General features: G+C 68.6%; 26 protein-coding genes. 17 read left to right on the forward strand and 9 right to left on the reverse strand.

All coding sequences use genetic code 11. From position 1 onward, the window contains the following. Window positions 1–52: 52 nt before the first annotated feature. From mmsA to ACZ5BU_RS22205, 5 genes are read left to right on the forward strand one after another with little or no spacing between them, the layout of a single operon-like run. Window positions 53–1,591: a multiple monosaccharide ABC transporter ATP-binding protein gene (gene mmsA, locus ACZ5BU_RS22185; RefSeq protein ID WP_465701621.1), complete on the forward strand. Its 1,539-nt coding sequence runs from the start codon at window positions 53–55 to the stop codon at window positions 1,589–1,591. Next, complete coding sequence (gene mmsB, locus ACZ5BU_RS22190; protein ID WP_465701624.1) at window positions 1,588–2,853, forward strand: multiple monosaccharide ABC transporter permease; 1,266 nt, start codon at window positions 1,588–1,590, stop codon at window positions 2,851–2,853. Before mmsA ends, mmsB begins: the two co-directional genes overlap by 4 nt. A 21-nt stretch (window positions 2,854–2,874) precedes the next feature. Beyond that, on the forward strand, window positions 2,875–3,960 hold the full coding sequence (locus tag ACZ5BU_RS22195) for a LacI family DNA-binding transcriptional regulator (protein ID WP_465701626.1): 1,086 nt from the start codon (window positions 2,875–2,877) through the stop codon (window positions 3,958–3,960). 47 nt (window positions 3,961–4,007) lie between these two features. Next, complete coding sequence (locus ACZ5BU_RS22200; RefSeq protein ID WP_465701628.1) at window positions 4,008–4,631, forward strand: VOC family protein; 624 nt, start codon at window positions 4,008–4,010, stop codon at window positions 4,629–4,631. A 19-nt stretch (window positions 4,632–4,650) separates the two neighbouring features. After that, a complete protein-coding gene (locus ACZ5BU_RS22205; RefSeq protein ID WP_465701630.1) occupies window positions 4,651–5,109 on the forward strand; it encodes a GyrI-like domain-containing protein in 459 nt (152 codons plus the stop codon). Here the strand turns inward: ACZ5BU_RS22205 and ACZ5BU_RS22210 are convergent. Continuing rightward, entirely contained in the window at window positions 5,090–5,947 is an 858-nt protein-coding gene (locus tag ACZ5BU_RS22210; RefSeq protein ID WP_465701632.1) for a ZIP family metal transporter, read from the reverse strand. The genes ACZ5BU_RS22205 and ACZ5BU_RS22210 overlap by 20 nt on opposite strands. Before the next feature lie 205 nt (window positions 5,948–6,152). Here ACZ5BU_RS22210 and ACZ5BU_RS22215 point away from each other — a divergent pair, with 205 nt between their 5' ends. Both ACZ5BU_RS22215 and ACZ5BU_RS22220 read left to right on the forward strand, forming a co-directional pair. Continuing rightward, window positions 6,153–7,733 (forward strand): flavin monoamine oxidase family protein, encoded by a 1,581-nt coding sequence (locus tag ACZ5BU_RS22215; protein WP_465701634.1) that lies wholly within the window; start codon window positions 6,153–6,155, stop codon window positions 7,731–7,733. After that, window positions 7,730–8,386: a Rid family hydrolase gene (locus ACZ5BU_RS22220; RefSeq protein WP_465701636.1), complete on the forward strand. Its 657-nt coding sequence runs from the start codon at window positions 7,730–7,732 to the stop codon at window positions 8,384–8,386. Before ACZ5BU_RS22215 ends, ACZ5BU_RS22220 begins: the two co-directional genes overlap by 4 nt. Here ACZ5BU_RS22220 and ACZ5BU_RS22225 read toward each other — a convergent pair. From ACZ5BU_RS22225 to ACZ5BU_RS22235, 3 genes are read right to left on the reverse strand one after another with little or no spacing between them, the layout of a single operon-like run. Beyond that, window positions 8,368–9,120: a dihydrofolate reductase family protein gene (locus ACZ5BU_RS22225; protein WP_465701638.1), complete on the reverse strand. Its 753-nt coding sequence runs from the start codon at window positions 9,118–9,120 to the stop codon at window positions 8,368–8,370. The genes ACZ5BU_RS22220 and ACZ5BU_RS22225 overlap by 19 nt on opposite strands. 52 nt (window positions 9,121–9,172) lie before the next feature. Continuing rightward, window positions 9,173–9,967: an alpha/beta hydrolase gene (locus ACZ5BU_RS22230; RefSeq protein ID WP_465701640.1), complete on the reverse strand. Its 795-nt coding sequence runs from the start codon at window positions 9,965–9,967 to the stop codon at window positions 9,173–9,175. Window positions 9,968–10,001: 34 nt separating this feature from the next. Continuing rightward, window positions 10,002–10,790 (reverse strand): SDR family NAD(P)-dependent oxidoreductase, encoded by a 789-nt coding sequence (locus ACZ5BU_RS22235; RefSeq protein WP_465701642.1) that lies wholly within the window; start codon window positions 10,788–10,790, stop codon window positions 10,002–10,004. Between the two features lie 110 nt (window positions 10,791–10,900). On the opposite strand from ACZ5BU_RS22235, the gene ACZ5BU_RS22240 reads away from it, so the two are divergent. Beyond that, entirely contained in the window at window positions 10,901–12,025 is a 1,125-nt protein-coding gene (locus ACZ5BU_RS22240) for a LuxR C-terminal-related transcriptional regulator (RefSeq protein ID WP_465701644.1), read from the forward strand. Window positions 12,026–12,044: 19 nt separating this feature from the next. On the opposite strand, the gene ACZ5BU_RS22245 is transcribed toward ACZ5BU_RS22240, so the two are convergent. Then, a complete protein-coding gene (locus ACZ5BU_RS22245; protein ID WP_465701646.1) occupies window positions 12,045–13,382 on the reverse strand; it encodes an aminotransferase-like domain-containing protein in 1,338 nt (445 codons plus the stop codon). Window positions 13,383–13,445: 63 nt separating this feature from the next. On the opposite strand from ACZ5BU_RS22245, the gene ACZ5BU_RS22250 reads away from it, so the two are divergent. Beyond that, complete coding sequence (locus ACZ5BU_RS22250; protein WP_465701648.1) at window positions 13,446–14,060, forward strand: DJ-1/PfpI family protein; 615 nt, start codon at window positions 13,446–13,448, stop codon at window positions 14,058–14,060. On the opposite strand, the gene ACZ5BU_RS22255 is transcribed toward ACZ5BU_RS22250, so the two are convergent. Next, window positions 14,051–14,830, reverse strand: a complete 780-nt coding sequence (locus tag ACZ5BU_RS22255) for a helix-turn-helix domain-containing protein (RefSeq protein WP_465701650.1) — start codon at window positions 14,828–14,830, stop codon at window positions 14,051–14,053. The genes ACZ5BU_RS22250 and ACZ5BU_RS22255 overlap by 10 nt on opposite strands. Window positions 14,831–14,987: 157 nt before the next feature. Between ACZ5BU_RS22255 and ACZ5BU_RS22260 the strand changes: the two genes are divergently transcribed. Further along, window positions 14,988–18,104: a sugar-binding protein gene (locus tag ACZ5BU_RS22260; RefSeq protein WP_465701651.1), complete on the forward strand. Its 3,117-nt coding sequence runs from the start codon at window positions 14,988–14,990 to the stop codon at window positions 18,102–18,104. 13 nt (window positions 18,105–18,117) lie between these two features. On the opposite strand, the gene ACZ5BU_RS22265 is transcribed toward ACZ5BU_RS22260, so the two are convergent. Then, a complete protein-coding gene (locus ACZ5BU_RS22265) occupies window positions 18,118–18,726 on the reverse strand; it encodes a hypothetical protein (protein ID WP_465701652.1) in 609 nt (202 codons plus the stop codon). A gap of 148 nt (window positions 18,727–18,874) precedes the next feature. On the opposite strand from ACZ5BU_RS22265, the gene ACZ5BU_RS22270 reads away from it, so the two are divergent. The 3 genes from ACZ5BU_RS22270 (at window position 18,875) to ACZ5BU_RS22280 (ending at window position 20,228) form a co-directional block, all read left to right on the forward strand. After that, window positions 18,875–19,318 carry an Hsp20/alpha crystallin family protein gene (locus tag ACZ5BU_RS22270; protein ID WP_465701654.1) on the forward strand — a complete coding sequence of 148 codons (444 nt, stop codon included), beginning with the start codon at window positions 18,875–18,877 and terminating at the stop codon, window positions 19,316–19,318. Between the two features lie 19 nt (window positions 19,319–19,337). Continuing rightward, entirely contained in the window at window positions 19,338–19,652 is a 315-nt protein-coding gene (locus ACZ5BU_RS22275) for a hypothetical protein (RefSeq protein ID WP_465701655.1), read from the forward strand. 132 nt (window positions 19,653–19,784) lie between these two features. Continuing rightward, window positions 19,785–20,228: a J domain-containing protein gene (locus ACZ5BU_RS22280; protein WP_465701656.1), complete on the forward strand. Its 444-nt coding sequence runs from the start codon at window positions 19,785–19,787 to the stop codon at window positions 20,226–20,228. 19 nt (window positions 20,229–20,247) lie between these two features. Here the strand turns inward: ACZ5BU_RS22280 and ACZ5BU_RS22285 are convergent, their stop codons facing one another. Together ACZ5BU_RS22285 and ACZ5BU_RS22290 are read right to left on the reverse strand one after the other, a co-directional pair. Then, complete coding sequence (locus ACZ5BU_RS22285) at window positions 20,248–20,832, reverse strand: CBS domain-containing protein (RefSeq protein ID WP_465701658.1); 585 nt, start codon at window positions 20,830–20,832, stop codon at window positions 20,248–20,250. 289 nt (window positions 20,833–21,121) lie between these two features. Further along, window positions 21,122–22,261: a site-2 protease family protein gene (locus ACZ5BU_RS22290; protein WP_465701660.1), complete on the reverse strand. Its 1,140-nt coding sequence runs from the start codon at window positions 22,259–22,261 to the stop codon at window positions 21,122–21,124. A gap of 392 nt (window positions 22,262–22,653) precedes the next feature. On the opposite strand from ACZ5BU_RS22290, the gene ACZ5BU_RS22295 reads away from it, so the two are divergent. From ACZ5BU_RS22295 to ACZ5BU_RS22310, 4 genes are all read left to right on the forward strand, one after another. After that, window positions 22,654–23,139 (forward strand): pyridoxamine 5'-phosphate oxidase family protein, encoded by a 486-nt coding sequence (locus tag ACZ5BU_RS22295; RefSeq protein WP_465701661.1) that lies wholly within the window; start codon window positions 22,654–22,656, stop codon window positions 23,137–23,139. 423 nt (window positions 23,140–23,562) lie between these two features. Next, a complete protein-coding gene (locus tag ACZ5BU_RS22300) occupies window positions 23,563–23,781 on the forward strand; it encodes a hypothetical protein (protein ID WP_465701663.1) in 219 nt (72 codons plus the stop codon). Between the two features lie 286 nt (window positions 23,782–24,067). Then, window positions 24,068–24,706 carry a hypothetical protein gene (locus ACZ5BU_RS22305; protein ID WP_465701665.1) on the forward strand — a complete coding sequence of 213 codons (639 nt, stop codon included), beginning with the start codon at window positions 24,068–24,070 and terminating at the stop codon, window positions 24,704–24,706. Window positions 24,707–24,865: 159 nt separating this feature from the next. Next, window positions 24,866–26,218, forward strand: coding sequence for a serine/threonine-protein kinase (locus ACZ5BU_RS22310; protein ID WP_465701666.1), 1,353 nt, complete (start codon window positions 24,866–24,868; stop codon window positions 26,216–26,218).

Here is a 26,218-nt window from a genome sequence, read left to right on the forward strand (position 1 = left end):
GTGAATCCGCCGGGCCCGGCCGCTCGGCCGGTCTGATCGCGAAGGAGGTTGTATGAACGACGTGCTGCTCGAGATGCGGGGCATCACGAAGAGTTTCCCCGGGGTCAAGGCTCTCGAGGACGTCTCGCTCGCCGTCCGGCGGGGCGAGATCCACGCCATCTGTGGTGAGAACGGCGCCGGCAAGTCGACGCTGATGAAGGTGCTGTCCGGTGTCTACCCGACCGGGAGCTACGACGGCGAGATCTGGTTCGACGGAAAGCCCGTGCACTTCGGTGGCATCCGGGACAGCGAAGCGGTCGGCGTCGTCATCATTCATCAGGAACTGGCGCTGGTGCCGTACCTGTCGATCGCCGAGAACATCTTTCTCGGCAACGAACGCCGTGGACGCGGCGGGCTGATCGACTGGAACCGGACCAACGCGGAAGCCCGGGAGCTGCTGGCCTCGGTCGGACTGGACGAGAACCCGGTGTCGCCGGTGATCCAGCTCGGCGTCGGCAAGCAGCAGCTGGTCGAGATCGCCAAGGCGTTGTCCAAGGACGTCCGGCTGCTGATCCTGGACGAGCCGACCGCCGCACTCAACGACCTGGACTCGGCGCACCTGCTCGAGCTGCTCCGGCGGCTGCGGGACCGGGGGATCACCTGCATCATGATCTCCCACAAGCTGAGCGAGATCACCGCGATCGCCGACTCCACCACGGTGATCCGGGACGGTCGCACGGTCGAAACCCTGGACATGAGCTCGGGTGACGTGACCCAGGAGCGGATCATCCGCGGCATGGTGGGACGCGACCTCGAGAGCTTCTATCCGGAGCGCGTCTCCGAGCCGGGGCCCGAGGTGCTCCGGATCGAGGACTGGACGGTGTGGCACCCGGTGCAGCCGCGCAAGGTCGTCGACGGCGCCGGGCTGAACGTGCGGGCCGGTGAGGTGGTCGGCATCGCCGGGCTGATGGGTGCGGGTCGTACCGAGCTCGCGATGAGTGTCTTCGGGCGCTCGTACGGGCGCAACATCAAGGGCCGGCTGTACATGCACGGCAAACAGGTGCAGGCGCGAACCGTCGCCGAGGCGATCGGCAACGGCATCGCCTACGCCACCGAGGACCGCAAGCGGTACGGCCTGAACCTGATCGCCGACGTCCGGGCCAACGTCTCCGCGGCCGCGCTCGGCAAGCTGTCCCGGGCCGGCTGGGTCAACGGCAACGAGGAGATCAAGGTCGCCGAGGACGGCCGCCGGGACATGAACATCAAGACGCGCACCGTGATGGATGTGGTCGGCACCTTGTCCGGCGGCAACCAGCAGAAGGTCGTGCTCTCGAAATGGCTGTTCACGGATCCGGAGGTGCTGATCCTGGACGAGCCGACCCGCGGGATCGACGTCGGCGCCAAGTTCGAGATCTACACGATCATCAACCGGCTGGTGGCCCAGGGCAAGGCGGTCGTCGTGATCTCCTCCGAACTCCCGGAACTGCTGGGGATGTGTGACCGGATCTACACGTTGTCGGCCGGCCGGATCACCGGTGAGATGCCGGTCGGCCAGGCCACTCAGGAAAACCTCATGGCGCTCATGACACAGGAGAAGGAGCTCGCCGGATGACCAGCACCAAACCAACCACTCGGCCGCCGGACGCAGCGGCGGAGAGCGCGTCGGCAGAGAGCGCCTCCGCCGCCGCGCTGCACGTCGGCACCAGCGATCCGCTCACCCTGATCACGCGCAACCTCCGGCAGAGCGGCATCTACATCGCCTTCGTGGTGATCGTGGCGCTGTTCGCCTTCCTGACCGACGGTGTCCTGCTCAGCCCGGGCAACATCACCAACATCGTGCTCCAGTACTCCTACATCCTGGTGCTCGCGATCGGCATGGTGATCCTGATCATCGCCGGCCACATCGACCTGTCGGTCGGGTCGATCGTGGCGTTGACCGGTGCGGTGTCGGCGGTGCTGGTGATCCAGCACGACCAACCGTGGTGGGTCGGCATCGTGGCCGCCGTGGCGGTAGGTACCGCGGTCGGTGCCTGGCACGGTTTCTGGGTGGCCTATGTCGGCATGCCGGCGTTCATCGTGACCCTGGCCGGCATGTTGCTGTTCCGCGGCCTGACGCTGCAGGTGCTGGACAACGTCTCGCTGTCCCCGTTCCCGGCCCAGTACCAGAAGGTCGCCAGCGGCTTCCTGAACGGCCTGATCGGCGGGCAGGGGTACGACGCTTTCACCCTGCTGATCGGGGCGATCGCGGTGGCCGGATACGCCGTCAGCGTGTTCCGTACCCGGATGGCACGCATCCGCTACGAGCAGCCGGTCGAGTCGTTCCCGCTGTTCGTCACCCGTGTGCTGCTGGTCGCGGCGGTCGTCATGTACTTCGCCTGGCAGCTGGCGCACGCGCGCGGACTGCCGATCGTCCTGATCATCCTGGCGGTGCTGGTGATCCTGTACGGGCTGATGACCAAGAACACCGTGTTCGGTCGCCAGGTGTACGCGATCGGCGGCAACCTGTCCGCCGCGATGCTGTCCGGTGTGAAGGTCCGCAAGGTCAACTTCTGGATCTTCGTCAACATGGGATTCCTGGCCGGTATCGCCGGGGTCATCTACTCGTCCCGGTCGAACGGTGCCCAGCCCGCCGCGGGTAACATGTTCGAGCTGGACGCCATCGCGGCGGCGTTCATCGGCGGCGCGGCTGTCGCGGGTGGCGTCGGTACGGTGGTCGGTGCGATGGTCGGCGGCCTGATCATGGCGGTCATGAGCAACGGAATGCAGTTGATGGGTATCGACCAGTCGACGCAGTCCGTGGTGAAGGGCCTGGTGCTCCTGCTGGCTGTTGCCTTCGACATCTACAACAAGCGCCGCGCCGGCGCCACCCGCTGACGAAGGAGTCGGAGACCAGGTATGGATCGCCCCGTTGCGGGTCCGGCGGGCCCCGGCACCAACGGCACCAACGGAACCGCGCTGGCCGGGGCGACCCGTTCTCTCGGCATGGCCGACGTCGCCGCCCGGGCCGGTGTGTCGCACCAAACGGTGTCGAGAGTCATCAACGGCCACCCGAACGTGGCGGCGGCGACCCGCAAGAAGGTTCTGGAGGCGATCGCCGAGCTCGGCTACCGGCCCAACAGCGCGGCCCGGGCGTTGGTGACCGGGTCGTCCCGCACGATCGGCCTGGCGATCGCCAACGTCAGCCAGTACGGGCCGGCTCAGACACTGCTCGGTCTGGAACACGCGGCCCGCGAGGCCGGCTATTTCCTGACCGTGTCGGTGCTCGACGACGACACCGCCGCCACCCTGCGCGAGGCCGTCGAGCGATTGGCGTCGCAGTCCCTCGACGCGATTGTTGCCTTGAGTACGTACGAGGGTGCTGTGCACGCGTTGCCCGACGTACATCCGAGGGTGCCGCTGATCACCGTCCAAGCGGAGCGGAGCGGGCAGGACGTCGCGGTCTGGGTCGACCAGGAAGCAGGTGCCGCACTCGCCACCAGGCACCTGCTCGACCTCGGTCATCGCACGGTTCATCACCTGCGAGGGCCGGCCAACGCGCTCGAGGCGGATGCCCGGGAACGCCGGTGGCGGACCGAGCTCGAGTCGGCCGGTGCTCCGGTTCCGGCTGTGCTGCACGGCGACTGGTGGCCGCCGACCGGCTATCTGGCCGGTCGCGAGCTGATCGCGCGTCGTCGTGGGGGAGAGGAAGTCACCGCGGTCTTCGTCGCCAACGATCAGATGGCGCTGGGGTTGCTCAGCGCGTTCGACGAAGGCGGGATCCGGGTGCCGGAAGACATCAGCGTGGTCGGGTTCGACGACGTCCCCGAGGCGCCGTACTACGTCCCGCCGCTGACGACCGTCCGGCAGGACTTCGCCGAACTGGGCCGGCGGGTCGTCCAGGCGGTGCTGGCCAGAATCAGCGGTACGTCGTTCCAGCCTGAGCCGGTTCAACCGCATCTGATGGTCCGCAACAGCACGGCCGCACCGTCCCGCGACAGTTAGTCAGGAATCAAGAAGCACTTGACGGCCGCGGTTCCTAGGTTTGAGGCATGACAAACCTTGAGAGTGTGGTTCTGGAAGTGGCAGACGTCGAGGCGACCGAGCGGTTCCTGGCCGATGCCTTCGGGCTGACCGGGCAGGTGCGGGTGCGTGCGACTGCTGCGGAGACGAGCGGGTTCCGTGGGTTCACGTTGTCGCTCATCGTGGGGCAGCCGGGTACGGTCAGCTCCTTGTTCGACTCGGCGGTCGAGGCCGGCGCGAGTGTGGTCAAGCCGGTGACCAAGTCCTTGTGGGGGTACGGCGGTGTCGTGCAGGCGCCGGACGGGACGATCTGGAAGATCGCGACGTCGGCGAAGAAGGACACCGGTCCGGTGACCCGGGCGATCGATTCGGTCGCACTGCTGCTCGGCTGCGAGGATGTTGCCGCGAGCAAGAAGTTCTACGTCGAGCAGGGGTTGACGGTGGGCAAGAGCTTCGGGCGCAAGTACGTCGAGTTCGACGGCGGCGGTCGGGTGAAGCTCGCGCTCTACGGCCGGAAGGCCCTCGCCAAGGACGCCGGCGTACCCGCGGACGGGACGGGTTCGCACCGCATCGTCCTGGCCGCCACCGGCACCACCTTCACCGACCCCGACGGCTTCGCCTGGGAGCCGATCCGCGAACCCTCGACCCACTGATCAACCGTACGATCGACGGATGGATGTCGACGTACAGACCGTCGGCCCGCGCCGGTTGGCCGCGGTCCGGCGGGAGCTCGCGCCGGGCGAGGTCGGCTCGGCCTGGCGGCCGGCGCTGGACCTGGTCTGGGACTTCGTCCGCAGCCGGCCGGGCCTGTGGACCGACGGTCACAACATCTTCGTCTACCACCACCGCCCGGACGCGCCGCTCCTGTGCGAGTTCGGGGTCGAGGTGACGCGGGACTTCGAGGCTGCGGGCGAGGTGTATCCAACCGAAACGCCGGGCGGCGAGGTCGCGATCGCCGTCCACCGCGGGTCGTACGACCTGCGCGAGGCGTACGACACGATCGACCGCTGGATGTCAGCCAACCACCGGGAGTCCGCGGGGCATACGTGGGAGATCTACGGAGACCCGACCCCCGATCCGGCCGACACCGAGACGACAGTCGTCCACCTGCTCACGCCCCGGCCGCGGTGACGATCGCGTCGGTGGCGAAGCCGGCCAGCAGGCCGACGAGGATGCAGCAGGTGGTGAGCTCCTTGAGGCCGGCCTTGCGGGCGACCGAGAGCAGTTCGATCACGACGTACAGGATCGAGCCGGCGGCGAGTCCGAGGAACGCGACCGACAACGTGTCGTTGACGAACCGCTGGCCGACGAGGGTTCCGACGAAGGTCGGGCCGCCGCCGATCAGGCCGAGCAGTGCGAGCGTCGTCCAGCTCGGCCGTTCCCCGGCCGCGGCGAGCGGCGCGACGATGCCGAAGCCTTCGGTGGCGTTGTGCAGTGCGAAGCCGACGATCAGCAGAACGGCCAGCGACACCTCGCCGGTGGCGGCGGAGTTGCCGATCGCCAGACCCTCGGCGAAGTTGTGCAGCCCGATCCCGGTCGCGATCATCGTCGCCAGGCCGGCCGCGGCGGACCTGGTCCGCGGCTGGAGCGCGGGGTCCCCGGTGGACGCGGCGCCGGGGCCGATGCTCGAGGCGGCCGCACGCCGCCGCGCGGTCCAGCGGTCGTAGTACACGAGTCCGAGCAGCCCGACCGCCAGTCCGGCGGCGAGGACGACGCCGTTGCCGAGCGACGTACCCCAGTGTTTCCCGGCCAGCGCCTCGTCGATCGGCTCCCAGGCATGGGTCAGGACGTCCCAGAACAGGAAGACCAGGATCCCGATCGCGACCGCGTTCAAGCCGGCCTTGAGCCGGGGCGCCGGGGTGCGCAACCGGCCGATCGGCAGGCCGAGGTAGATGGTGAAGCCGGCGATCGCACCGAGAACGGCGACCTGTGAGCTGGACATGAAGAACTCCGAGACCTGGTTGAACACCCAAATACAGCTTGGAGAGTAGAGAGGTAAGCCTGACCTAACAACCCCTGAGCAGTAGGAACTTTGTCACGTCCCCGGGTGCGGCAGCGTCCCGGAAACATACCTGCTGGTACGAGTGTCTTGCCGTTACGGTGCTGACACGCTCTGAAAACATCATGTCCTTACCTTTCTGGTCAGTTAATCGTTGTCCAGTGAGGAGTAAGGCATGGCGCAGACCAGACGGCAGTTTCTGCAACAGGTCGGGATCACCGGCGGGGCCGGTGTGCTGTACTCCACGATGTCGGCGCTCGGCCTCACGAGTGCGGCCGAGACGCCCGCGTACGCCGCCCCGGCGCGGGTCGAGTTGAACGGGCGGAACAAGCACGTCGTCATCCTCGGGGCGGGCATCGCCGGCCTCACCTCGGCGTACGAGCTGCTGAAGGCCGGCTACAAGGTGACGCTGCTCGAGGCCCGCCAGCGGCCGGGTGGCCGGAACTGGACGGTTCGCGGCGGCACCGTGGAGACCGATCTGGCGGGGAACACCCAGCGCGCGACGTTCTCATCCGGCCAGTACATGAACGCCGGCCCGGCCCGGCTGCCGCAGCACCATGTGACGCTGGAGTACTGCCGCGAGCTCGGCGTCGCGATCGAGCCTTTCGTCAACCAGAACGCGGACGCGTACCTGTACCGCGAGGGTTCGACTGCTCTCTCCAACCAGCCGATCCGGCACCGCACCGCGAAGGCCGACGTGTACGGCTACGTCGCCGAGCTCCTCGCGACGGCGACCGATCAAGGCGCCCTCGACTCACTGTTGACGGCGACCGACAAGCAGGCCCTGATCAGCTTCCTGAGCAGCTTCGGATCGATCGGCAACAAGGCGTCCGGCTTCGCCTACACCGGTACCGACGGCCGGCGCGGTTACACCGTCGAGCCCGGCGCCGGTCTGGAGGCCGGTACGACGGCCGCGCCGTACGCGCTGAGCGACGTCTTCGCCAGCGGTGTCGGCAACTACTTCTCGTTCGAGTTCGGCTGGGACCAGGCGATGATGATGTTCCAGCCGGTCGGCGGGATGGACCGGATCCCGTACGCGTTCGAGCGGGCGATCGGCAAGGACAAGATCCGGTACGGCGCCGAGGTGACCGGACTGCGCAACACCACCGCGGGCGTCGAGGTGACGTACACGACCGCCGGCCGGACCCGGGCGATCACTGCGGACTACGCGATCTGCGCGCTGCCGCCGCACCTGGCCGCGCGGATCCCGTCCAACCTGCCGGCCCCGATCCTCGAGGCGCTGAAGTACGCCGTACCGACGAACGCGAACAAGATCGGCATCGAGTACGGCCGGCGTTGGTGGGAGGAGGATCTCAAGATCTACGGCGGTATCACCAACAGCACGCTGGACACGGTCAACACCTGGTACCCGTCGTACAACTTCCACGGCGAACGCGGCACCGTCATCGGTTACTACAACACGGGCGCGAATGCCAACAAGTACGGCGCCCTGACGCCGGCAGCCCGGCTCGAACGCGCCCTGTCGCAAGGCGCCAAGATCCACGGCGACGTGTACACCAAGGACGTGAAGGCGGCGTTCTCGGTGAACTGGATGGGTACGAAGTACTCCGAGGCGTCCTGGGTCAGCTGGCCGTCGCAGACCGACGGGATCTACGCCCGGCTGCTCGATGCCACCGGCAACATCTACTTCGCCGGCGACCACCTGTCGCACGTCATCGCCTGGCAGCACGGCGCGATCACGTCGGCGCGGGCGACCGTGACAGCGCTGCACAGCCGGGTGGCGGCGGGCCGATGAAAACACGTCTCATCGCAGGGGCGGTCGCCCTGGTCGTTTCCTTCTCGGCCGGCGCCGGTACGGCAGCCGGTTGGTGGGACAAGCCGAAGCCGCCGAAGCCCGGCACCGTCGTGCCCGCACTGCCGGCCGGCCAGTCCAATCCGATGATCGCGTCCGGTGTCGGGATCGGCGCCAACACACCGATCTACAAGACGAGCGGGATCGGCCCGTCGGCCCTGAATACGGGCGCCCCGGCCGGCAGCGAGGCGTCGTACATCGACACCGCGATCTTCCCCGGCGGTACGTTGCCGGCGGGCGTCACGATCACGGAAGCCCAAGGAATCAACGTACTGCGGCGTATCGGCGAGAACCTCGCCGCGGCCGGACTGTCGTACGCCGACGTCTACACGATGCGGGTGTTCCTGCAGAACCCGTCCGGCGCGGCCACCGCCGACTTCGCCGGGTGGAACCGCGCGTACCGCCAGTACTTCGCCAACACCGACCTCACCACCGGCGCGTACGTCCCGGTTCCACTGGGTACGGCGCCACCCGCCAAACCCTTCGTGGTGAACAAGTCCCGCCCGTCCCGCTTCGCCCTGGAGATCGAAAACCTCCCGGTCACCGGCTGGCTGGTCGAGGTAGAAGTAGACGCCGCCTACCCACCCAAACCCTGAACGACGTAGTGCAGCCGGACTGATCCGCTGGTGTCGGCGTGAACCGACAGCAACCTCAGCCCGGTAGGCAACTCACCGACTGCGAGCGGCGGCCCGTCCATCACGGACGGCGTACCAAGCCCACCGATCAGAGCAGGCAACACCGTCAGATACAACTCGTCGACGACCCCCGCCCTGAGCAACGCCCCGTTCAGGCCGCCGCCCGCAGTCGACAACACGCACGTCACGCCGAGCTCCCCACCCATCAACGCCAACGCCCGCCTCAGGTCGACCCGTTCCTCGCCGGCGACCAGGTAGCAGATCCGTTCGCCTCGGAGGTAGCCGAGGTAGTCCGCCGGCGTCGACCGCGAGACCAGTACCAACGGATCCCAGTCCGCATGCTTCTCGGTCCACCGAACGCGCCCGCGACTGTCGACGACGGTGAACCACATGTGCGGCGGTGACACCTGACCCGTAACCTCCGACGGAAGGAAGTGCCCGTCGGCATCACCGTCGTACGGCGGAAGCTCGTCCGGGTCCCCGGCAACCAAGCTCCCGCTGCCTTCGAGGAGGGCGTTGCAGCCGTACTTCTGTCTGACCACCTCGAGCACATCCACCGGATCGGTTGTGGGCGGTGTCATCGCCGCCCACAACTCCGAACTCGGCCGATGCATCAGCAACGCATCGCGTGCAAACGCAACCTTCCCGTCAGCACTGGCCTCAACGCTGACCACCACCCGCGGTCGATCCACCATCGCCGTCCCCTCACCTTGCTGGAGGACAAGCTCTACCGGGTGGCACCGACAGTTAGCCGGGGAGGTTGTGGTTCTTGAGCCAGTCGAGGGTTGCGTTGGCGATGTCTTGCCAGCCGTTGTCGATGGTGAGGGAGTGGCCGCGGCCTTCGAACTGCTTCAGTTCGGTGACGGCGGTGGAGTCGCGGTACTGCTTGAACGTGGATCTGGTGACGACGTCGGGGACGGTGTGGTCGGCGGTGCCGGAGATGAGCAGGAGCGGGCCGCGTTCGCTGTTCGCGGTGTCGACCGCGGCCTGCGCATGCATGACGAAGTTCGCGGCGGCGGCCTGGAAGAGCGGGCGGGCCGGGGACGGGATCGTCCAGCGCTGGAAGAGCTCGGCGGACTCCTCCTCGCTGACGGCGTTGCCGAAGCCGTACCGGAATTCCTTCTCGGTCAGCGTCACCGAGCGGTGCAGGTTGGCCGGGTTGCCGAGCGCCGGGAGCCCGGAGCGGAGCTGTGCGAGTGGGAGCGGCAGGACGCCCTTGATCTGGGCCGGGTCGATCGCGACGGCCGCCGCGCCGTGCCCCTGGCCGAGGAGCTTCTCGGCGAACAGCCCACCGAAGGAGTGACCGATCAGCACCGGATCGTCGAGTTCGGCGACGATCGCGGCGTAGTGGTCGGTCACGTCGTCGATGCTCAGGTCGGCGACCGCGTCCGGGTTCGCCCGGGCCTCCTCGACCGTCGGGGCCTCGTGCGGCCAGCCGGGCGCGACCGGTTGGTAGCCGGCCGCGGTGAAGTGCTCGATCCACGGTTGCCAGCTGGTGGCGTGCAACCACAGTCCATGAATGAAGACGACCGGCCTCGGCATCGCAGTACTCCTTTGTCGGGGTGATTCAGGTGGTTCAGATGGTGGTGACGAGTCCGCCGTCGATCACGAAATCGGCGCCGGTGACGTTGGCGGAACGCTCACTAGCCAGCAGCAGGACGAGATCCGCGACCTCGTCCGGCCGGGTGAAGCGGCCGGTGACGCTCTGCGCCGCCGCGCCGGCCTGGATGTCCGCGGCCTGGGTGCCCTGCACCTTCGCCAGGGTCGCCGCGACACCGTCCTTGCCCAGCCAGAGGTCGGTCGCCACCGGTCCTGGACTGACGGTGTTGACCCGTACGCCCTGCGGGCCGAACTCCTTCGACAGCGACTTGCAGAGATTGGCGAGCGCACCCTTGGCGGCGCTGTAGTCGATGACGAGCGGGTCGGGCAGGAACGAGTTGACCGAACTGACCGTGACGATCGAGGACCGGGACCGCCGGATCAGGTGCGGGAGCGCCGCCCGCATCGTGCGGACCGCGGCGAAGAAGTTGATCGCGAAGACGTCCGACCAGTCCTGATCGGTCACCGACAAGTACCCGTCGGGCCGCGGGCGGACCGCGCCGACGTTGTTGACCACGATGTCGAGTTGTTCGTACTGCGTGATCGCCTCGGCGACGAGTGCCGCCGGACCGGTCTCGGTGGTGAGGTCCACCCGGACCGGATGCAGCCGCCAGCGTTCCGCGAGCAGGTCAAGTTCCGGGCTGCCCCGAAGCGACCCCGCGACCACGAACGCCCCTTCCTCCGCGAGCCCGCGCGCGATCGCCAGTCCGATGCCCTTGCTCGCCCCAGTGACCAGCGCGACCTTGCCGGTGAGATTCAGCTCCACGGCGCCAGGCTAGGTTCCGCGGCAGGTCCGGCGCCCCACGTAAATGCGTAGTTCCTTGCTGTTCGGCCGACGGAACTGGGAGGCTCGACCTGGGGAGAGAGGGGGGTGGGATGGAACGTGCGCTTCAACTGGTTCTCGACCGTGTCGAGAGCGGTCCTTTCCGGAACGAGAACGTCAGCCCCGCGGTGCTGGACTCCTGGCGCCGGTCGGCCGCGGCGGGTCTGCATCCCGGATCGATCCATCCGCCGTACGACGCGGACATCGACGACGACAGCAGGTTGCAGTGGGCGGCCGGGCCGGCGATGACCGCCGTGAGCGCGGACCTGCCGGACCTGCGCTGTGCGCTGCTGCTGACCGACCGGAGGGTCCATGTCGTCCAGCGGTGGACGCGGACCGCGCGGACGGCGCTGCAGATGGACGCGGTCGGAGCCGCGCCGGGATTCTTCTGCGACGAGGCCGTTGTCGGTACGAACTCGATCGGCCTGGCGGCGAGAACCCGTGGTGCCTCGCTCGTCCGCGGCTTCGAGCACTACGCCGACGCGTTCACCCGGATCACGTGTTCCTCGCGAGCGGTGCTGGACCCGTTCACCGGGCAGGTTCTCGGTGTCGTCAACCTGACCGTCGCCGAGCCCGCTCCGTGGCAACTCATGGGCGCCCTGGTCGGCCGGATCGTCCACGAGACGCAGCAACGCCTGCTGGACGAAGCCGGATCGCGGTCGACCGCCCTGTACGAGACCTTCCTGCAGGCTCGCCGCCGGACCCGGGGCCCGATCGCCGCCGTCGACGGCAGCACCCTGTACGTCAACGCGGCCGGGAGCCGGATCGTCGCCTCGACGGACCGCGAGACACTCTGGTCCTGGGCACGGCAACGCGCCGGCGTCACAGCTCCCGGCGTCCTGCGGCTGCCGGCCGGGCCGACGCGCGCAGCGTACGAGCCGATCCACGACGGCCCGGAACTCGTCGGCGCGATCATCCGGTTCGCGCCGCCCGAGCCGCTGGAGCCGCCCGATCCGCCGGCCGCCGGTACCGGAACGTCGTGGGCGCGCCTGACCGATTCCGAGCGCAGTGTCGCCGAACTGGTCGCGGCCGGGCTCACGAACCGCGAAGCAGCGGCGAAGCTGTTCCTCTCCCCGCACACGGTCGACTACCACCTGCGCCACATCTTCCGGAAGCTCGACATCGACTCCCGCATCCAACTCGCCCGAATCACCATCCCCAACGCTGGGAAGCAGTGACGGAGACCGCGCAGGAGAGTCAGACGTACGGATCCTCTTCGACCGCCTGCCGGACGTGCTGGAGGGTTTCGCGGAGCTCGGCCGGGCCGATCGAGCCGAGGGCGAGGCGGAGGGCCTGCGGTACGTGGGTCGTGGTCGCGAACGGTTCGGCGGTGGAGACGGAGATGCGTTGCCGGTGCAGGGCCGCCGCGATGCGATCCGCCCGGGCGTCCTCGGCCAGCGGCAGCCAGAGCAGGTACGACGACGGATCGCCGACGACCGGTAGACCGTCGAGGACCTCGCGGGCGATGGCCTGCCGCAGCGTGGCGTCCGTTCGCTTCTGGGTCTCGAGGCGGTCGACCGTTCCGTCCTCGAGCCAGCGGCGAGCGATCTCGGTCAGCACCGCCGGAGTGTTCCAGGTCGTGGCTCGGACGGCGCGCTCGATCGTCGCGACGTACTCGTGGGGTGCGGCCACGAAGCCGACGCGGAGTCCGGTGCCGACGCTCTTGGACAAGCTGGAGACGTAGATGGTCGTCTCCGGTGCCATGGCCGCGAGTGGGGGAGGGCTGGGGTCGGCCAGGTATGCGTAGGCCGCGTCCTCGATGATGAGCAGGTCGTGGCGGCGCGCGATCGCGACGAGCCGGTCGCGCTCGGCGGTACGCAGTACCCAACCCAACGGGTTGTGCATCGTCGGCATCGAGTAGACGGCGCGTACCGGTCGTTGCTTGCAGAGCTGCTCGAGCGCGTCGAGATCGGGACCGTACTCGGTCGCAGGCAGGGCGGCCAACTCCAGCCCGAGCGCGTCGGCGAGCACTTTGAAGCCCGGGTAGGTCAGTGCATCCACCGCGACCACGTCGCCCCGCCGGAGGGTGGCCATCGCTGTCACGGCCAGGCCGTGCTGGGCTCCGCTGACGACGAGGATCTGATCGGCGTCAACGCTCAGCCCACGACGCTCGACGTGGCGAGCGAGCGCGGCCCGGTCGCCGGCCCGCCCTCGATGCGGCTGGTACTGCAGCAACGAGTCGATGTCACCGGCGCCTGCGAGCTCGCGCAGTGCCTGCCGCAGCAGGTCCCCCTGGCCCGGGACCGACGGATAGTTGAACCTGAGGTCGACGTTGCCGGCCGCCACCAGCTCCTGGTCGATTCCCTGGCCGGACAAGAGCGTGGCATCGCGGACGAACGTACCCCGGCCCTGCTCTCCGGTCACCAGGCCGAGCGCTTCGAGTTCGGCGTACACCCGGGACGCGGTGACCAGGGCGATGCCCTCGCGCGCGGCGAGTTCGCGGTGGGTCGGCAGCCGGGTTCCGGCCGGCCAGCGCCCGGCGCGGAGGTCGGCCGCGAGGACGTCGACGACCTGCCGGTACCGGGGGATCCGCATGGCGCCGATTGTATCCATGACAATTCTTCGACTGTCATGCATCGGCGCTCCTAGCCTGGCCGCATGCACACCGCGATCCTGACCTTCGACGGCTACAACGAACTCGACTCGCTGATCGCCCTCGGCATCCTGAACCGGGTGAGCGCACCCGGCCGGCGGGTGTCGATCGCGAGCCCGGCGCCACGGGTCCGGTCGATGAACGGCGTCACCCTCGACGCGATGATCGACCTCGACGAGGCCTGCGAGGCCGACGCGGTGATCGTCGGGAGCGGCCGGAAGACCCGCGAGGTCGTCGAGGACCCGGGCGTCATGGCGACGCTGGCCCGGCTCGATCCGGACCGGCAACTGCTGGCCGCGCAGTGTTCCGGAACGCTGGTCCTGGCCAAGCTCGGCCACCTGGACGGAGTCCCTGCCTGCACCGACCTCGTCTCGAAACCGTGGGTCCTCGCGGCCGGTGTCGAGGTCCTGAACCAGCCGTTCTTTGCCCGCGGCAACATTGCGACCGCGGGCGGCTGCCTTGCGTCGTCCTACCTGGCTGCGTGGACGATCGCCAGGCTGCACAGCGTCGAGGCTGCCGACGACGCCATGCACTACGTGGCCCCGGTGGGGGAGAAGGACGAGTACGTCGCGATGGCGCGGCGCGCGGTCGGACCGTACCTGCCCAAGGTTTACGTGTAGGAGGAGCGGCGGAAGGCGATCGGGGACATGCCGACGCGGCTGGTGAACAGCCGGGTGAAGTAGGCGGGGTCGTCGTAGCCGACCCGGCGGGCGACGGCCGCCACCGGGAGGTCTTCCTCCGCGAGTAGGACCTTCGCGGTACTGAGCCGGGTGTTCAGGACGAGTTCGTGCGGGGTCGCGCCGGTCGTACGGCGGATCACCTCACGCAGTTCCTCGACGGTGAGGCCGAGCCGGTCGGCGTACGACTGGATGCTCATCGGCGTGCACGCGAGCTCCGCGAGCCGGCCGGCGACCTCGTCGGCCGGCTGCGGCGCGGTCTGCGCGATCAGGTCGAACAACGCGGCCGCGGTCTGTACGGCGTTGTGCTCCCGGCTGACCCGGAGCAGCCGGGTGAAGGCGCGGTCGACCTGTCGTGGATCCGGGTACTGGCTGACGGGTTCGGTACCGAGATGGCCGAGGGTCGTGAGCGCCTCGGTCGCGGGACCGGCGAACAACGTCCACGCCTGCCGCCAGCGGGTCGCCGGTACGTAGCTGTGCAGGACGCCGGCGTGCAGCCGGAGCATCGCCGGCGCGCGTACGTCGTACAGCTGCCGGTCCGGACCGTACTGCAACTGGCCGCTGCCCTCGGTGACCCAAACCAGTGCGTGACACCCGAGGGCGCGCTCGGGCGTCGGCCCGGGGTTGTTCTCCCGCTCGCCCGCGCCCAGGCAGCAGAGTCCAAGTTTGCGCTCGGTCGCGCTCGGAGTCGGGTAGATCGACCAGGCCTTCATGCCGACAAGAGTCCAACAAGTCGCGCACGAGCGTCCATTCGGGCGAACTTCCTGGGTGCCGAACCGTTGACAGCTGCCCTAATCGGGTCTCAAGGTGTGATGTGCGAAACCGCTTTCGCCTATCCGTCTACTCGTGTAGACGCAGTCAGGAGCGCCGATGCTTTTTACGGTTCGGAAGATCGTGGCGGTGGTCGCCGTGGGGCTGCTCACCGCGACGCAATTGGTGTCGACGGCCGCGGCCGCGACCGATCCGGGGATCGTGTTCAGCAACCCGGTGGCGGCGGACGGGATCACCGCGTGGCCCGGTGACGCGGACAAGACTCCCGAGCATGCGGCCTCGACGCGGCTCGGTGTGCCGTGCTGGCAGACCAGTAACGACCCCAAGGATCAATACCTCTACCTGAACCTCGACAGTGCCCGGATCCCGGCCGGCGCCACCGACGCCGTACTCACGGTCAACTACTTCGACACCCCGGGCCAGCAGCTCACCGCGCAGTACGACAGCGTCAGCGCCGCGTTCACCCCGCTGCCGTGGTTCACGTTCCCCGGCACCGGTGCCTGGTCGAGCACCCAGTTCAGGTTGTCGAACGTCAACTTCCAGAACCGTGCGAACGGTGCCGACATCCGGCTGATGGCGAATGCGCCTGGTGGCGTCATCAGTTCGGTCTGCGTCAGCTCGGTGAGCGTCTCGTTCGCGGACACGACCGGCATCACGGTCACCAACCAGAGCCTGGTCTTCCAGCAGGGCTCGGGCAACGTCACGCTCACCTCGACGGCGCCGTCCGTTGCCTGGAGCATCACCGACGACCAGTACCTACCGGTTGCCTCGGGCAACATCACGAACGGAACCATCAGCACCGCATCCCTCGGTCCTGGTTTCTACAACCTCCGCCTGACCGCGGGGTCGACAGTCGTCGGTACCACTCTGGCCGTCATTACACCGCTCCCCGCGGGGACCCAGTCGCCGACCGGCAGGTGGGGTGTGAACACCCACATGGCGCACTACTACGACCTCAGTGGATCCCTGATTCGTACGCTGGCGCTGGCCGGCTTCTCGCACATCCGGGAGAGCCTGGAGTGGCGCAGTATCGAGTCCGGTGCTCCGGGCAACTATGCGGTCCCGGCGCAGTACGACGCGATGATGGCCGACGCGAAGGCGAACGGCCTGACGCCGCTGCTGGGGACCGGCTACAAGAACCCGCTCTACGACGGCGGTCATACTCCGAGCACTCCGGAAGGGCTCGCGGCCTACGGCCGGTACCAGAGCTGGTGGCTGAAGCATTTCGCGGGGACGACCAACGACATCGGAACGTACAACGAGTATTACATGTCCGGTTTCAACGACAGCGCCTGCGGCATCACGGGTGCGTGTTTCGTGCCGTTGATGAAGGCGGCGTACGAACAGACGCACGCCGACAACCCGAACGCGAACGTCCTGGCCGATGTCGGTCCGAACAGCGGCGACACCTCCTTCCGTGACCAGGTCCTGTCGCTCGGCGGCCTGAACTACGTGGACACGATCGACGCGCACATCTACACGTTCGGCGGCCCGGAAGGAAACCTGGACACGCAGATCCAGAGCCTGCGTACGGCGGCCGACGCGAACGGCGGCGCCGGTAAGCCGATCTGGATCAGCGAGCAGGGCTACCCGACCGCGCCGAGCTACGGCGGCTCGATGCTCGACCAGGCCCGCAAGTCGATCCGCAACGACGCGCTGATGATCGCGAACAACGTCAGCCAGTTCTACTGGTACGACGCCCTGAACGACGGCACCAACCTGGACGACAAGGAGTCCACCTTCGGCCTCCTGCAGGCGCCCGCCGGCCCGATCGCGGGCATGGCCCCGAAGCCCGCGCTGGTGGCGAAGGCCACGACGATCCGCGCGCTGAGCGGACTGACCTACAGCGGCCGCGACAACCTGGCGGCGCCGCTGTACTCGTACCGCTTCGGCACCACCCGCGTACTGTGGTCGACCGCTACGGGCACCTCGTCGGTCAACCTGAGTACGGCGAGCCCGCTGCAGGTCACCGATATGTACGGCCACCAAACCACTCTGACTCCGACGAACGGCGTCGTGACGATGACCGTCGACCAGGACCCGGTCTTCGTGAAGGGCCCGGCCACCGGCGTCACCGTCACCACCGCGCCGGACCTGAAGGTCGCCGCCGCCGACCCGTCCAACTCACAGGAGCCGACCGCCGTCACGGTCACGCTGAAGGGCAACGCGCACAACCTCGGGCCGCGGGAGGTGACGATCGCCGGTCAGACCAAGCAGGTGCTGGTGGTTCCGGGCAAGGACACCACCGTCACGATCCCGGTACCGCCCAGCGACACCCTCGGCGCACGCCACCTGGTGGCGTCGGTGTCCCGGAACCACCAGCCGACCGCGCGTCTGGTCGCGTGGACCAGCGTCGAACCGGCGACCAGGATCCGGGTGCTTCCACAGCTCACCACGGACCTGCAGACCTCGCTCGGCGTCGAGCTCACCAACACCAGAGCGAGCACCGCGGCGACGATCCAGGACCTGACCTGGACCATCGCCGGGCAGCACGGCACGGCCGGCGCCGGCCAGTCGATCGAACCGGGGCAGAAGGCAACGATCTCGGTACCGCTGACCGGGCTCCAGCCGTGGAAGGCGTACGCGTACACCGTCGACGTCACCACGACCGACGGCAACAAGGTGTCCGCCAAGGGCACCACCGCGTTCGACCCGATCGTGCCCTCGGCAACGACTCCGCAAAGCTCCATCGACCTCGCGACCGACGCGAGCTGGATCGCCTTCAGCCGCCCGTGGGGTGGCGCCACAGACCTGTCGGGCACGGCCAACTTCCAGTACGACACGACTGGTCTGACCATCAACGCAGACGTCACCGACGACGTGTTCTCGCAGACCGAGACCGCACCCACGCTGTGGCGCGGCGACAGCCTGCAGTTCGCGATCAGCAACGGCCTGCCCGGCGAGAACGCGACCTCCACCGAGATCGGCGCCGCGCTCCTGCCGACCGGTACGGCCGTCTACACCTTCAGTCCGACGGCCGGGGCCACGCCAGGCGCCTCGGCGGAGATCACCCGCACCGGCAGCGTCACGTCGTACCGGATCAAGGTGCCGTGGACGGCACTCGGGTTCACGACCCAACCGGCAGGGCCGGTCGCGATCTCCCTGGCCCTGAACGAGAACGACGGCGCCGGCCGGGTAGGCGCGATGCAATGGGCGAGCGGCATCGTCACCGGCAAGACCACCACGCTGTACCTGCCCGGAACCTTCACCGGTTAGCTGAAAGCAGGTATCACCCTGAGCGGCCGGCGCGGTCGGTGGTACGGATCGTGTCGGCCGTGTCGGTGAGGTTGGTGATCTCCTCGGCCAGGCCTGGGTGGCTGGCGCGGAGTCTGGGGCCGGCCATCGTCAGGGGCTGGATGAGGTCGGCCGCGTCGTCGCCTCCGAGTGCTTCTCGCAGGTGAGCGATGACCGCGTCGGCCTCGGCCGGGGACGGGTTCGTGGCGTCGGAGGGCAGGGCGGTGATCCGGCCAGCGAGCTGGCGCAGGGCCGCGGCGTTGTCGCGAGCCCAGCGGACCACGGCGCGATCAGCTGAGCGGCGGTCGCGGGCGGCCTGCACGCGGTCCTCGCGAGTGGTGTCGGGTGCCTCGGCCGCGTGCGGTTTCAGCCGCAGGTAACGACGCTCCGCGGCCTGGCGGCTGGCCAGACCGAGCGTGGGCGCGATCTCCGCCCACGTCACGCCGCGCTTGCGGGCCGCGTCGACAACGAGGGGCTCCCATTGATCGAAGTACGCACGCAGCCGGTGCAGCGTGGTGAGTGTGGCCAGCAACTGCGTGGCATCGGCGTCGGCCAGCGCCCCGGGCGTCCGCAGGAGCTCGAGGCCGTCGAGTCCGTCGTCCATAGGTTCTCCGTTCGTCGCCTTGGCTGTTCGTCCTGGCTGTTCGTCACTGAAAGGATGACATCTGGGCTTGTCATCGGTTCGATGACATGTTAAAACAGGAATGCGTGTTGACACCACCAGTCAGTCGACGATCAGGAGGTGCGGACCGATGTTGATGCGCACAGATCCCTTCCGGGAGTTGGACCGCCTGACGCAGCAGTTCTTCGGTAGTTCGGGCGGCCAGGGGACGTGGTCGCGGCCCAACCCGATGCCGCTGGACGCGTACCGTTCCGGCGACGAGTACGTGATCGCCTTCGATCTTCCGGGTGTCGCACCCGATGCGATCGAGCTCGACGTCGAGCGCAACGTGCTGACGGTGAAGGCGGAGCGGCGTCCGACCGACGTTCCCGAGGACGTCGAGATGCAGGTCGCGGAGCGGCCGCTCGGGGTGTTCTCCCGGCAGTTGTTCCTCGGCGAGACACTCGACACCGACAAGATCGAGGCGCACTACGACGCGGGCGTCCTGACCCTGAAGATCCCGATCGCCGAGCAGGCCAAGCCGCGGCGGATCGCGGTGAGCGGCGCCGACAAGCGGCAGCAGATCGACGCCTGATCCACTCGGGAACAGTCCGATGAAGGCAGACAGCCTCGACGCTGTGGTGGTGGCCGGCACGGCGGTTGCCACCACACCGGTCGACCTTGCCGAACTGGTGTGCGACGACCCGGACCTGCTGCGCCGGGAGTTCGACGAGTTGATCGCGGCGAGCTGGGTCGAGCCTCCGCCGGACCGTCCGCGAGGACCGCGGCGCAGCCCGCCGCGGCGGCCGGTCCCGCTCGCGCGCCGCCGGCACCGGCTGCCGGCGGCGGCATCGCCCGCGGCCGCCGAAGCCAGTACGCCGGCCGCACCGGCCAGGCAGCGCGGCCCTCCGGAACTGAAGTATCGGTAAGTATCGGTAAGTACGGTCACACTCCATCCAGGAAGCGCGCGACGTGGCGGCCCGCGGCATCCCCGACGGGTTCAACGTCCCACCCACGAGGTCAGCGTCCCACCGTCGAGGCCGCCGCGCCGCGTCCCTTCCATGTCCCTTTCCACCGCGATGAACGATCACCTCGAACCCGATCTGTACGAAGCCCTCGGCGTCCCGGCCGCCGTGACCGGCGCCGAGCTCGATCACGCCTTCCGTACGCTCGCCAGGCGGCTCCACCCGGACAGCGGCCGGGACGGCGGTGACGGTGAGGCGTTCCAGCGAGTCCTCGCGGCGTACGCCGTACTCCGCGACCCGGTCGCCCGTAGCAAGTACGACCAACGCCGGGCGGACCTGAATCGCAAAGCCGAAACGCAGACCCCGCGATCTCGCGGTGTGACTGTTCGTACTGGCCGGTCGGCCGAGCCCCTCATCCGCGTAGGCCCGGTGCGTCATGAGAGCGCCGCAACCCAACCACACCGTCGCCCACCCGCCTCGGCGAAGGTCTCTGGCTTCGGGAACGGGCGCCACGACACCGTGGACCGACCGGTCGCGTGACGCCCATCTGCTGCCTGGGTCAGCCGGCGTGGACGGCGATGACGCCGGACACCGAGCCCGCGACGGCCCGCGCGCGTTCGCACTCGACCTCGCCGGTCGGGCCGTACACGTGGACGATCCCGTCGTCCACCTCGACCTGCCAGTCGAGGTCCCGGTCCCGCAGCAGTTCGATGATGTCGTGTCGGATCCGGGCGTCCCGGCCGGCGAGGTAGTGGATCACGTCGCTGCGGCTGATCATGCCGACCACCCGATCGCCGTCGACGACCGGCAGGCTCTTCACCATCGTCTCGCGGAGCAGGTCGATCGCGCCGTCCAGCTCCTCGTCGGCGCGGACACTCATCACCAGGTGGGCCATCTGTTCGGCGACGCGGCGCGGACGATAGCCGGCCGAGAGCCGCATCGGGTACGACGGGACGCGGTCCAGGACCAGTAACGCGTCCGGGATCAGATCCGCCTCGCTGATCACGCCGACCAGCCGCCCCTGGCGATCGACGACCGGCATCGCGGTGATCTGGTTCCGGTCGAGCAGCCGCAGTGCCTCGCTCACCGGCGCCTCACCGAGCACCGTGATCGCGGGCGTGGTCATCAGGTCTCTGACTCGCATGGTCCTCACCTCTCCACGCCACCAGTCGACGCCGAACGGCGTACACGCGATCAGAGCCGAAGGTCCCGACTCACCAAGGCGTCTCGCCCGGCCGCCACCGCCCCGAGCCGACCAGCCCGGCATCTTTGGGTGCCCACCAACCATTCCGAGCGCGTCCAGATGGTTGGTGCGTACCCAAAGAAGTCTGAGCAACGACTCGCGCGTGCGGTTCCGTCCGCCGGCACCCGTGATGCTCCGCCTCCTGCGACGCCGCCGGGTCTGGCACCGGGGCCGGCGGCCCGCGTAGGGTTCAGGCCGGCTGGGCTGCTGGACGGAGGGTGGCGAGCCGGACCAGCCGGCTGACGTCGTGGCGCTGGACCACGCCGACCAGGCGGGTGCCGGGGGCGACGACCAGCGCCAGCTCGTCGGCGGCCGGTGACATTCGGCTGACCAGATCGGCGAGCAGGTCGTCGGGGTGGGCGACCGGTACGTCGGCCAGCGGCCGTTGCACGTCCGCGATCCTGAGCGAGGCCCGCCGTACGGCGGGAACCCGCGCCAGTCTGCGCAGCGACACCGTCCCGGTCGGGTTGCCGTCGAGGTCGACGACCGGGAACACCGCCTCGTGCGTGTGCGGCGCGATCTCGGTGACGAACCGGTTGACCGGCATCGCGGCGTACGCGGTCACGGTCGGCCGCGACATGGCCGCGCCGACGGTCGTTCGCCCGAGCGTGACCCGCAGCCGGACCATGCGCGTCTCGGCGGTCACCGACGTGATCACGAAGAATCCGACCATCACCAGCCAGAGACCGGTGACTCGACCGCTCGACCACTGCACGAAACCGAGGCCCGCGAGCAGGTAGCCGATCACCTGCCCCGCCCGGCCGGCGGAGAGCGAGGCGCGATCAGGATCACCCGAGCGCCACCAGAGGGCCGCGCGCAGGATACGACCGCCGTCCAGCGGAAGTCCGGGCAACAGGTTGAACGCGGCGAGGAAGACGTTCATGACGCCCAGCCACCACAGCGAGGTGACGATCAGCTGCGGCGCTCCGACCGTGTTCAGCAGCAATGCGCCGGCGCCGGCACCGGCCCCCAGGCCCAGACTTGTCAGCGGGCCGGACGCGGCGATCCAGAACGCGGTTCGCGGCGAAGCCGGCTCGCCGTCGAGCGAACTCGCTCCTCCCAGCATCCACAAGGTGATGCGCTGAACGGGCACCCCTGCCCGCAGCGCAACCACCGAATGCGCGAGTTCGTGCAACAACAGCGAGCCGGCGATCAGGAGTCCGCACACCAGACCGGTCGCCCAGTAGGTGGCAGATGCGTGGCCTGGGGCCAGTTGGGGCAGGACCGCGGTCGCGAGTCCGTAGGCGACCAGCAGGATGAGCAGGAGCAACGACCAGTTCGCTCCGACCTCCACGCCCGAGATGCGGCCGAACCGAATCGTCTGCTTCATTTGCCCTCCTGCCGGCGCCCCAGAAGACAGCGGAAGTCTCCGCCGCTGAGCGACCTGTTCGGGCCGTCCGGCAGGCGACTTGGGGAATGCCTTTCCGGACAACTGCCCTGGCTTCCGCTGTCCACCATCAGTACAGCCCCGGCCCGCGCCTTCGGGCAGGGCCGAAGGTCCCCTCGCATCGGGGTCACCGGACCCGTCCGCCGATATCGACGGTGTCGCGAGGCGGTCCTGAAAAGCTCTTCCTCGCCCTGACCTGATCCTCTGTGCCTCCGGTCCAGCGGTGAAGTCGACCTGTGGTGGCCGGGACCTTCGGCGGCGAGGTCGGGGCATAACTCCCTGGGGTCGTGTACGCGCCGACGCTTCTCTGAAGCTACGACGTGGGAGGTTCAGCGATGACGAACGCAGCTTCGGCTCTGCCCGATCCGGAACCCGGGCAGTGCCCGATCGAGGCCCCGAGTGAAACATTGGGTGAGGCCCTGGGTGAGGCCCTGGGTGAGGCACTGAGTGAGGGCGAGTGCCGGCGGTTGATGGCCACCGTTTTGATGGGACGCCTCGTGTTCCACGAAGCTGGTCTGCCGGCGGTCCGACTGGTGAACTTCGTCATGGACGACGGTGCGGTCGTCTTCCGCACCGCGCGCGGTCAGAAGTTCGGGGCGGCGCTGCGAGGCGACGTGGTCGGCTTCGAAGCCGACGACTACGACGCGGACACCCAGTGCGGCTGGACGGTGACGATGGTCGGGCGTGCCCGTACGGTCACGGATCCCGACGAGCTGGCGCAAATCGCCCAGCTGCCGCTGCGGCCGTGGGTGACCGGCCCGAAGCCATACCTGGTCCGGGTCGAGGACGCGACCATCCACGGCCGCAGGCTCGTTCCGTGATCTCAGGATGTGCAGTTCGACTCGCCGGCCTGCGGATCCCAGCAAGCTGGAGGGTTCTGCCGCGGGTCCGTGCGAATGTCAGATAAGGCGATGTCTCGCGTTGTCATGGGGCTGCCTCCGCGCACGCGAGCCGGTACAACCAGCCTGGGCCGGGGAAGGACAGTGTCTGGCGGCGATGGTTGCCCGTGGCAAGTGCTTTGCAGGCTCGGTCGACGTGGCTGTCGTGGAACGCGATCGAGTGGTAGCGTCGATATCGCAACTAGGTAGCCCCGGACCCGGCGCCTGAAATGGCATCTTCTTGGGGGCGGCTGGTGAGAATCTCGCGCAACCACTCGGTGTCTCGTGCCGATGATCCGGATCTGGCGGTGCTGCGGATCGCGGTCGGCAACACGTCTGCTCGTCGGTCGGGAGTGGAGTGGTGAGATGACTGTTGCGTTCTTGGAGCGGTTGGCCCACTCGGTCCTTTTCGACTCGTGGCGCACCGAGGAGCTGGTGGCAGCGCTGATCTGTGTGGACGAGGAGATGGGCGAGTGCCGGCGGCGGCAGGACGGTGGACCGGAGACGATCAACATACGGCTCCAGATTTATCGACAGCGCCTGCAGCGCGAGCTGGAGCGACGCTCGGCTCGAGGTGACGAGTAGACGCAGGGCGACCGGACGAGCCTCCTCACGTCGTCCGGCCCTGGGGGAGTCCGGCGACACCGACTTCCGCCCGCCGCACGGAATGATGTAGCGCGGCAGGCGGAGGTCGGCGGAGGTCGGCGGAGTCACGCCGAGCACCTGGCTGAGCGCGGATACCACTGGCCGACAAGGCGATCGCGACGATTTCGAACCGGTGGCCGTCCGCCGAGGAACGCTAGCCGAGCCCAGCGGACCGTGGTCTGACGAGAACGCGTGTTCGGTGCGAAGGGAAACAGGGGGCGCGGTGATGGGAGCAAGTAGCCACTCGGCCGATGGCAGGGGGACCCGCGGTCCGCGGTCCGCGATCTACCGAGCTGTTTGGCGGGTGTTCTGCGGAGTGCTCGCCCTGTTCGGCCTTGTCTTGGCCGGATTGACGCTGCCTGCCGACGTCCTGGAGCTGGCAGTCCTGACCGCACTCGTCGCTGCGACGATGGCTGTGACCTTCTACGGCAGTGTTGACAGGACCGACGGCGCCCGCTGGACGAGGACGCAGGTTGTCGTCGCCTCCGCTGCAGGTTCTGCGGCGATCACTTTGGTGCTGGGGCTGAGCGTCGAGATCGGTTCGAGCGTGCTCTGGCTGACCGTGCTCGTGGCCGCCGGTTCACCGCCGGCTGTGGAGTGGTATCGAGCGAGGCTGCATCTCGGTACGGCGCACGCGCGAACGCACGCACCGGAACGCAGTACGGCCGACCTGTGCCGGCAATGGCGTGAGAGCTACGAGGCACTGCGGTGCGCGAAGACCGACCGCCAGCGGCTCCGCATCGTCATGGAACGCCAGCACTGCCTGGACGAACTCGGCCGCAGGGATCCTGAAGGTCTGGAGGCGTGGCTGTCCTCGTCCGCCAGCGCCGCGGGCGACCCCGCCCGCTTCCTCAAACGTCAATGACCGTACGGAGTTCGCGGGCCGGCAGTAACCCTGCCTGCCGGCTCCATAATCATAGTTTGGTCGTGAACATGCAGTGGCGCCGGGCGTATGGCGTGTGACGCCTTGTGTAACTAGTAGGGTGGAAGATTGGACTGGCGGACTGCGTGGGTACGGGGACGGATGTTGATTGCGGAGCGGTACCGGCTGGGAGCGTCTCTCGGGCGTGGCGGGATGGGGGAGGTCTTCCGGGCCACCGACGAGTTGCTCGGCCGTGAGGTCGCGGTCAAACTCATGCTCAGGTCCGGCGGTGACGGCACCCCCGCGGCCGCCGAACGGTTCCAGCGCGAGGCGCGAGCCGCCGCGCGGCTGAGTGACGCGCACATCGTCGCGGTCTACGACTTCGGGCAGGACGGCGACAGCTTCTACCTGGTGATGGAGCTGGTCGAGGGTCGTTCGGTCGCCCGGGAGGTCGACGACGACGGGCCGCTGCCGTGGGAGCGCGCGGTGGAGATCGTCGAGCAGGCCGCGGCGGGGCTCGCCGTTGCGCATGCGGAGAACGTCGTACATCGCGACATCAAGCCCAGCAACCTGATGGTGTCCGCGGACGGCGTCGTGAAGGTCGCCGACTTCGGGATCGCCGCGCTGCCGGGCGCCGAGACGCACGAGCTGACGATGACCGGGCAGATCCTCGGCAGCCCGTACTACCTGTCGCCGGAGCGCGCCCGCGGTCTGAAGGGCGGGCCTGAGTCGGATGTGTACGCGCTCGGCTGCGTGCTGTATCAGCTGATCACCGGGCGGCCGCCGTTCATGGGCGACCATCCGACGGCAGTGCTCTACCAGCACGTCGACACCGAGCCGGTGCCGCCGAGCCGGCTGCGGCCGGAGCTGGCGGGCCCGTTCGAGGCTCTCCTGCTCCGGATGCTGGCCAAGGACCCGGCGGCGCGCCCGACCGCCGCGGAACTGACCAACCTCCGCGCGGCCGCCGACCGTCTTGCCGCCACGACGCCGCTGGTGGCCCCGCCGGTCGTGGCCCCGACCGACGCGGTGGTAACCCGGCCGATCGCCACGCCACCCGCGGCGCGCCCAGCCCCGAAGTCCAACAAGCCGATCCTGATCTCCGCGCTGGCTCTGCTGGCCGTCGCCGCTGCGGTGACGACAGGTGCCGTGCTGCACAACACCGGCGACCGCACCCCGCCGACCGTCGACATCGGCCCGCAGCAGACCACCGGTACGCCGACGACCACGCCGACGACGGAGCCGTCCCACACCACCGCGACGAGCCAGCCGACGCACCGTACGACGAACACCCCGTCGTCCACTCCGAGCACCACCCCGAGCACGACGCCAACGACGACTCCGTCCACGCCGAGCGCGACTCCCACCACCACCCCGTCGTCGACGCCGACCAGCACCCCGACGAAGACGCCTTCCTCGCCGTCTCCGTCCCGTACGCCGACCACGACACCACCCACCACGTCGTCGACGCCGACCAAGTCGTCGAACCCACCACCGTCGAACACTCCGACGCCGTAA

The organism is Kribbella sp. NPDC031520 (assembly GCF_055580825.1).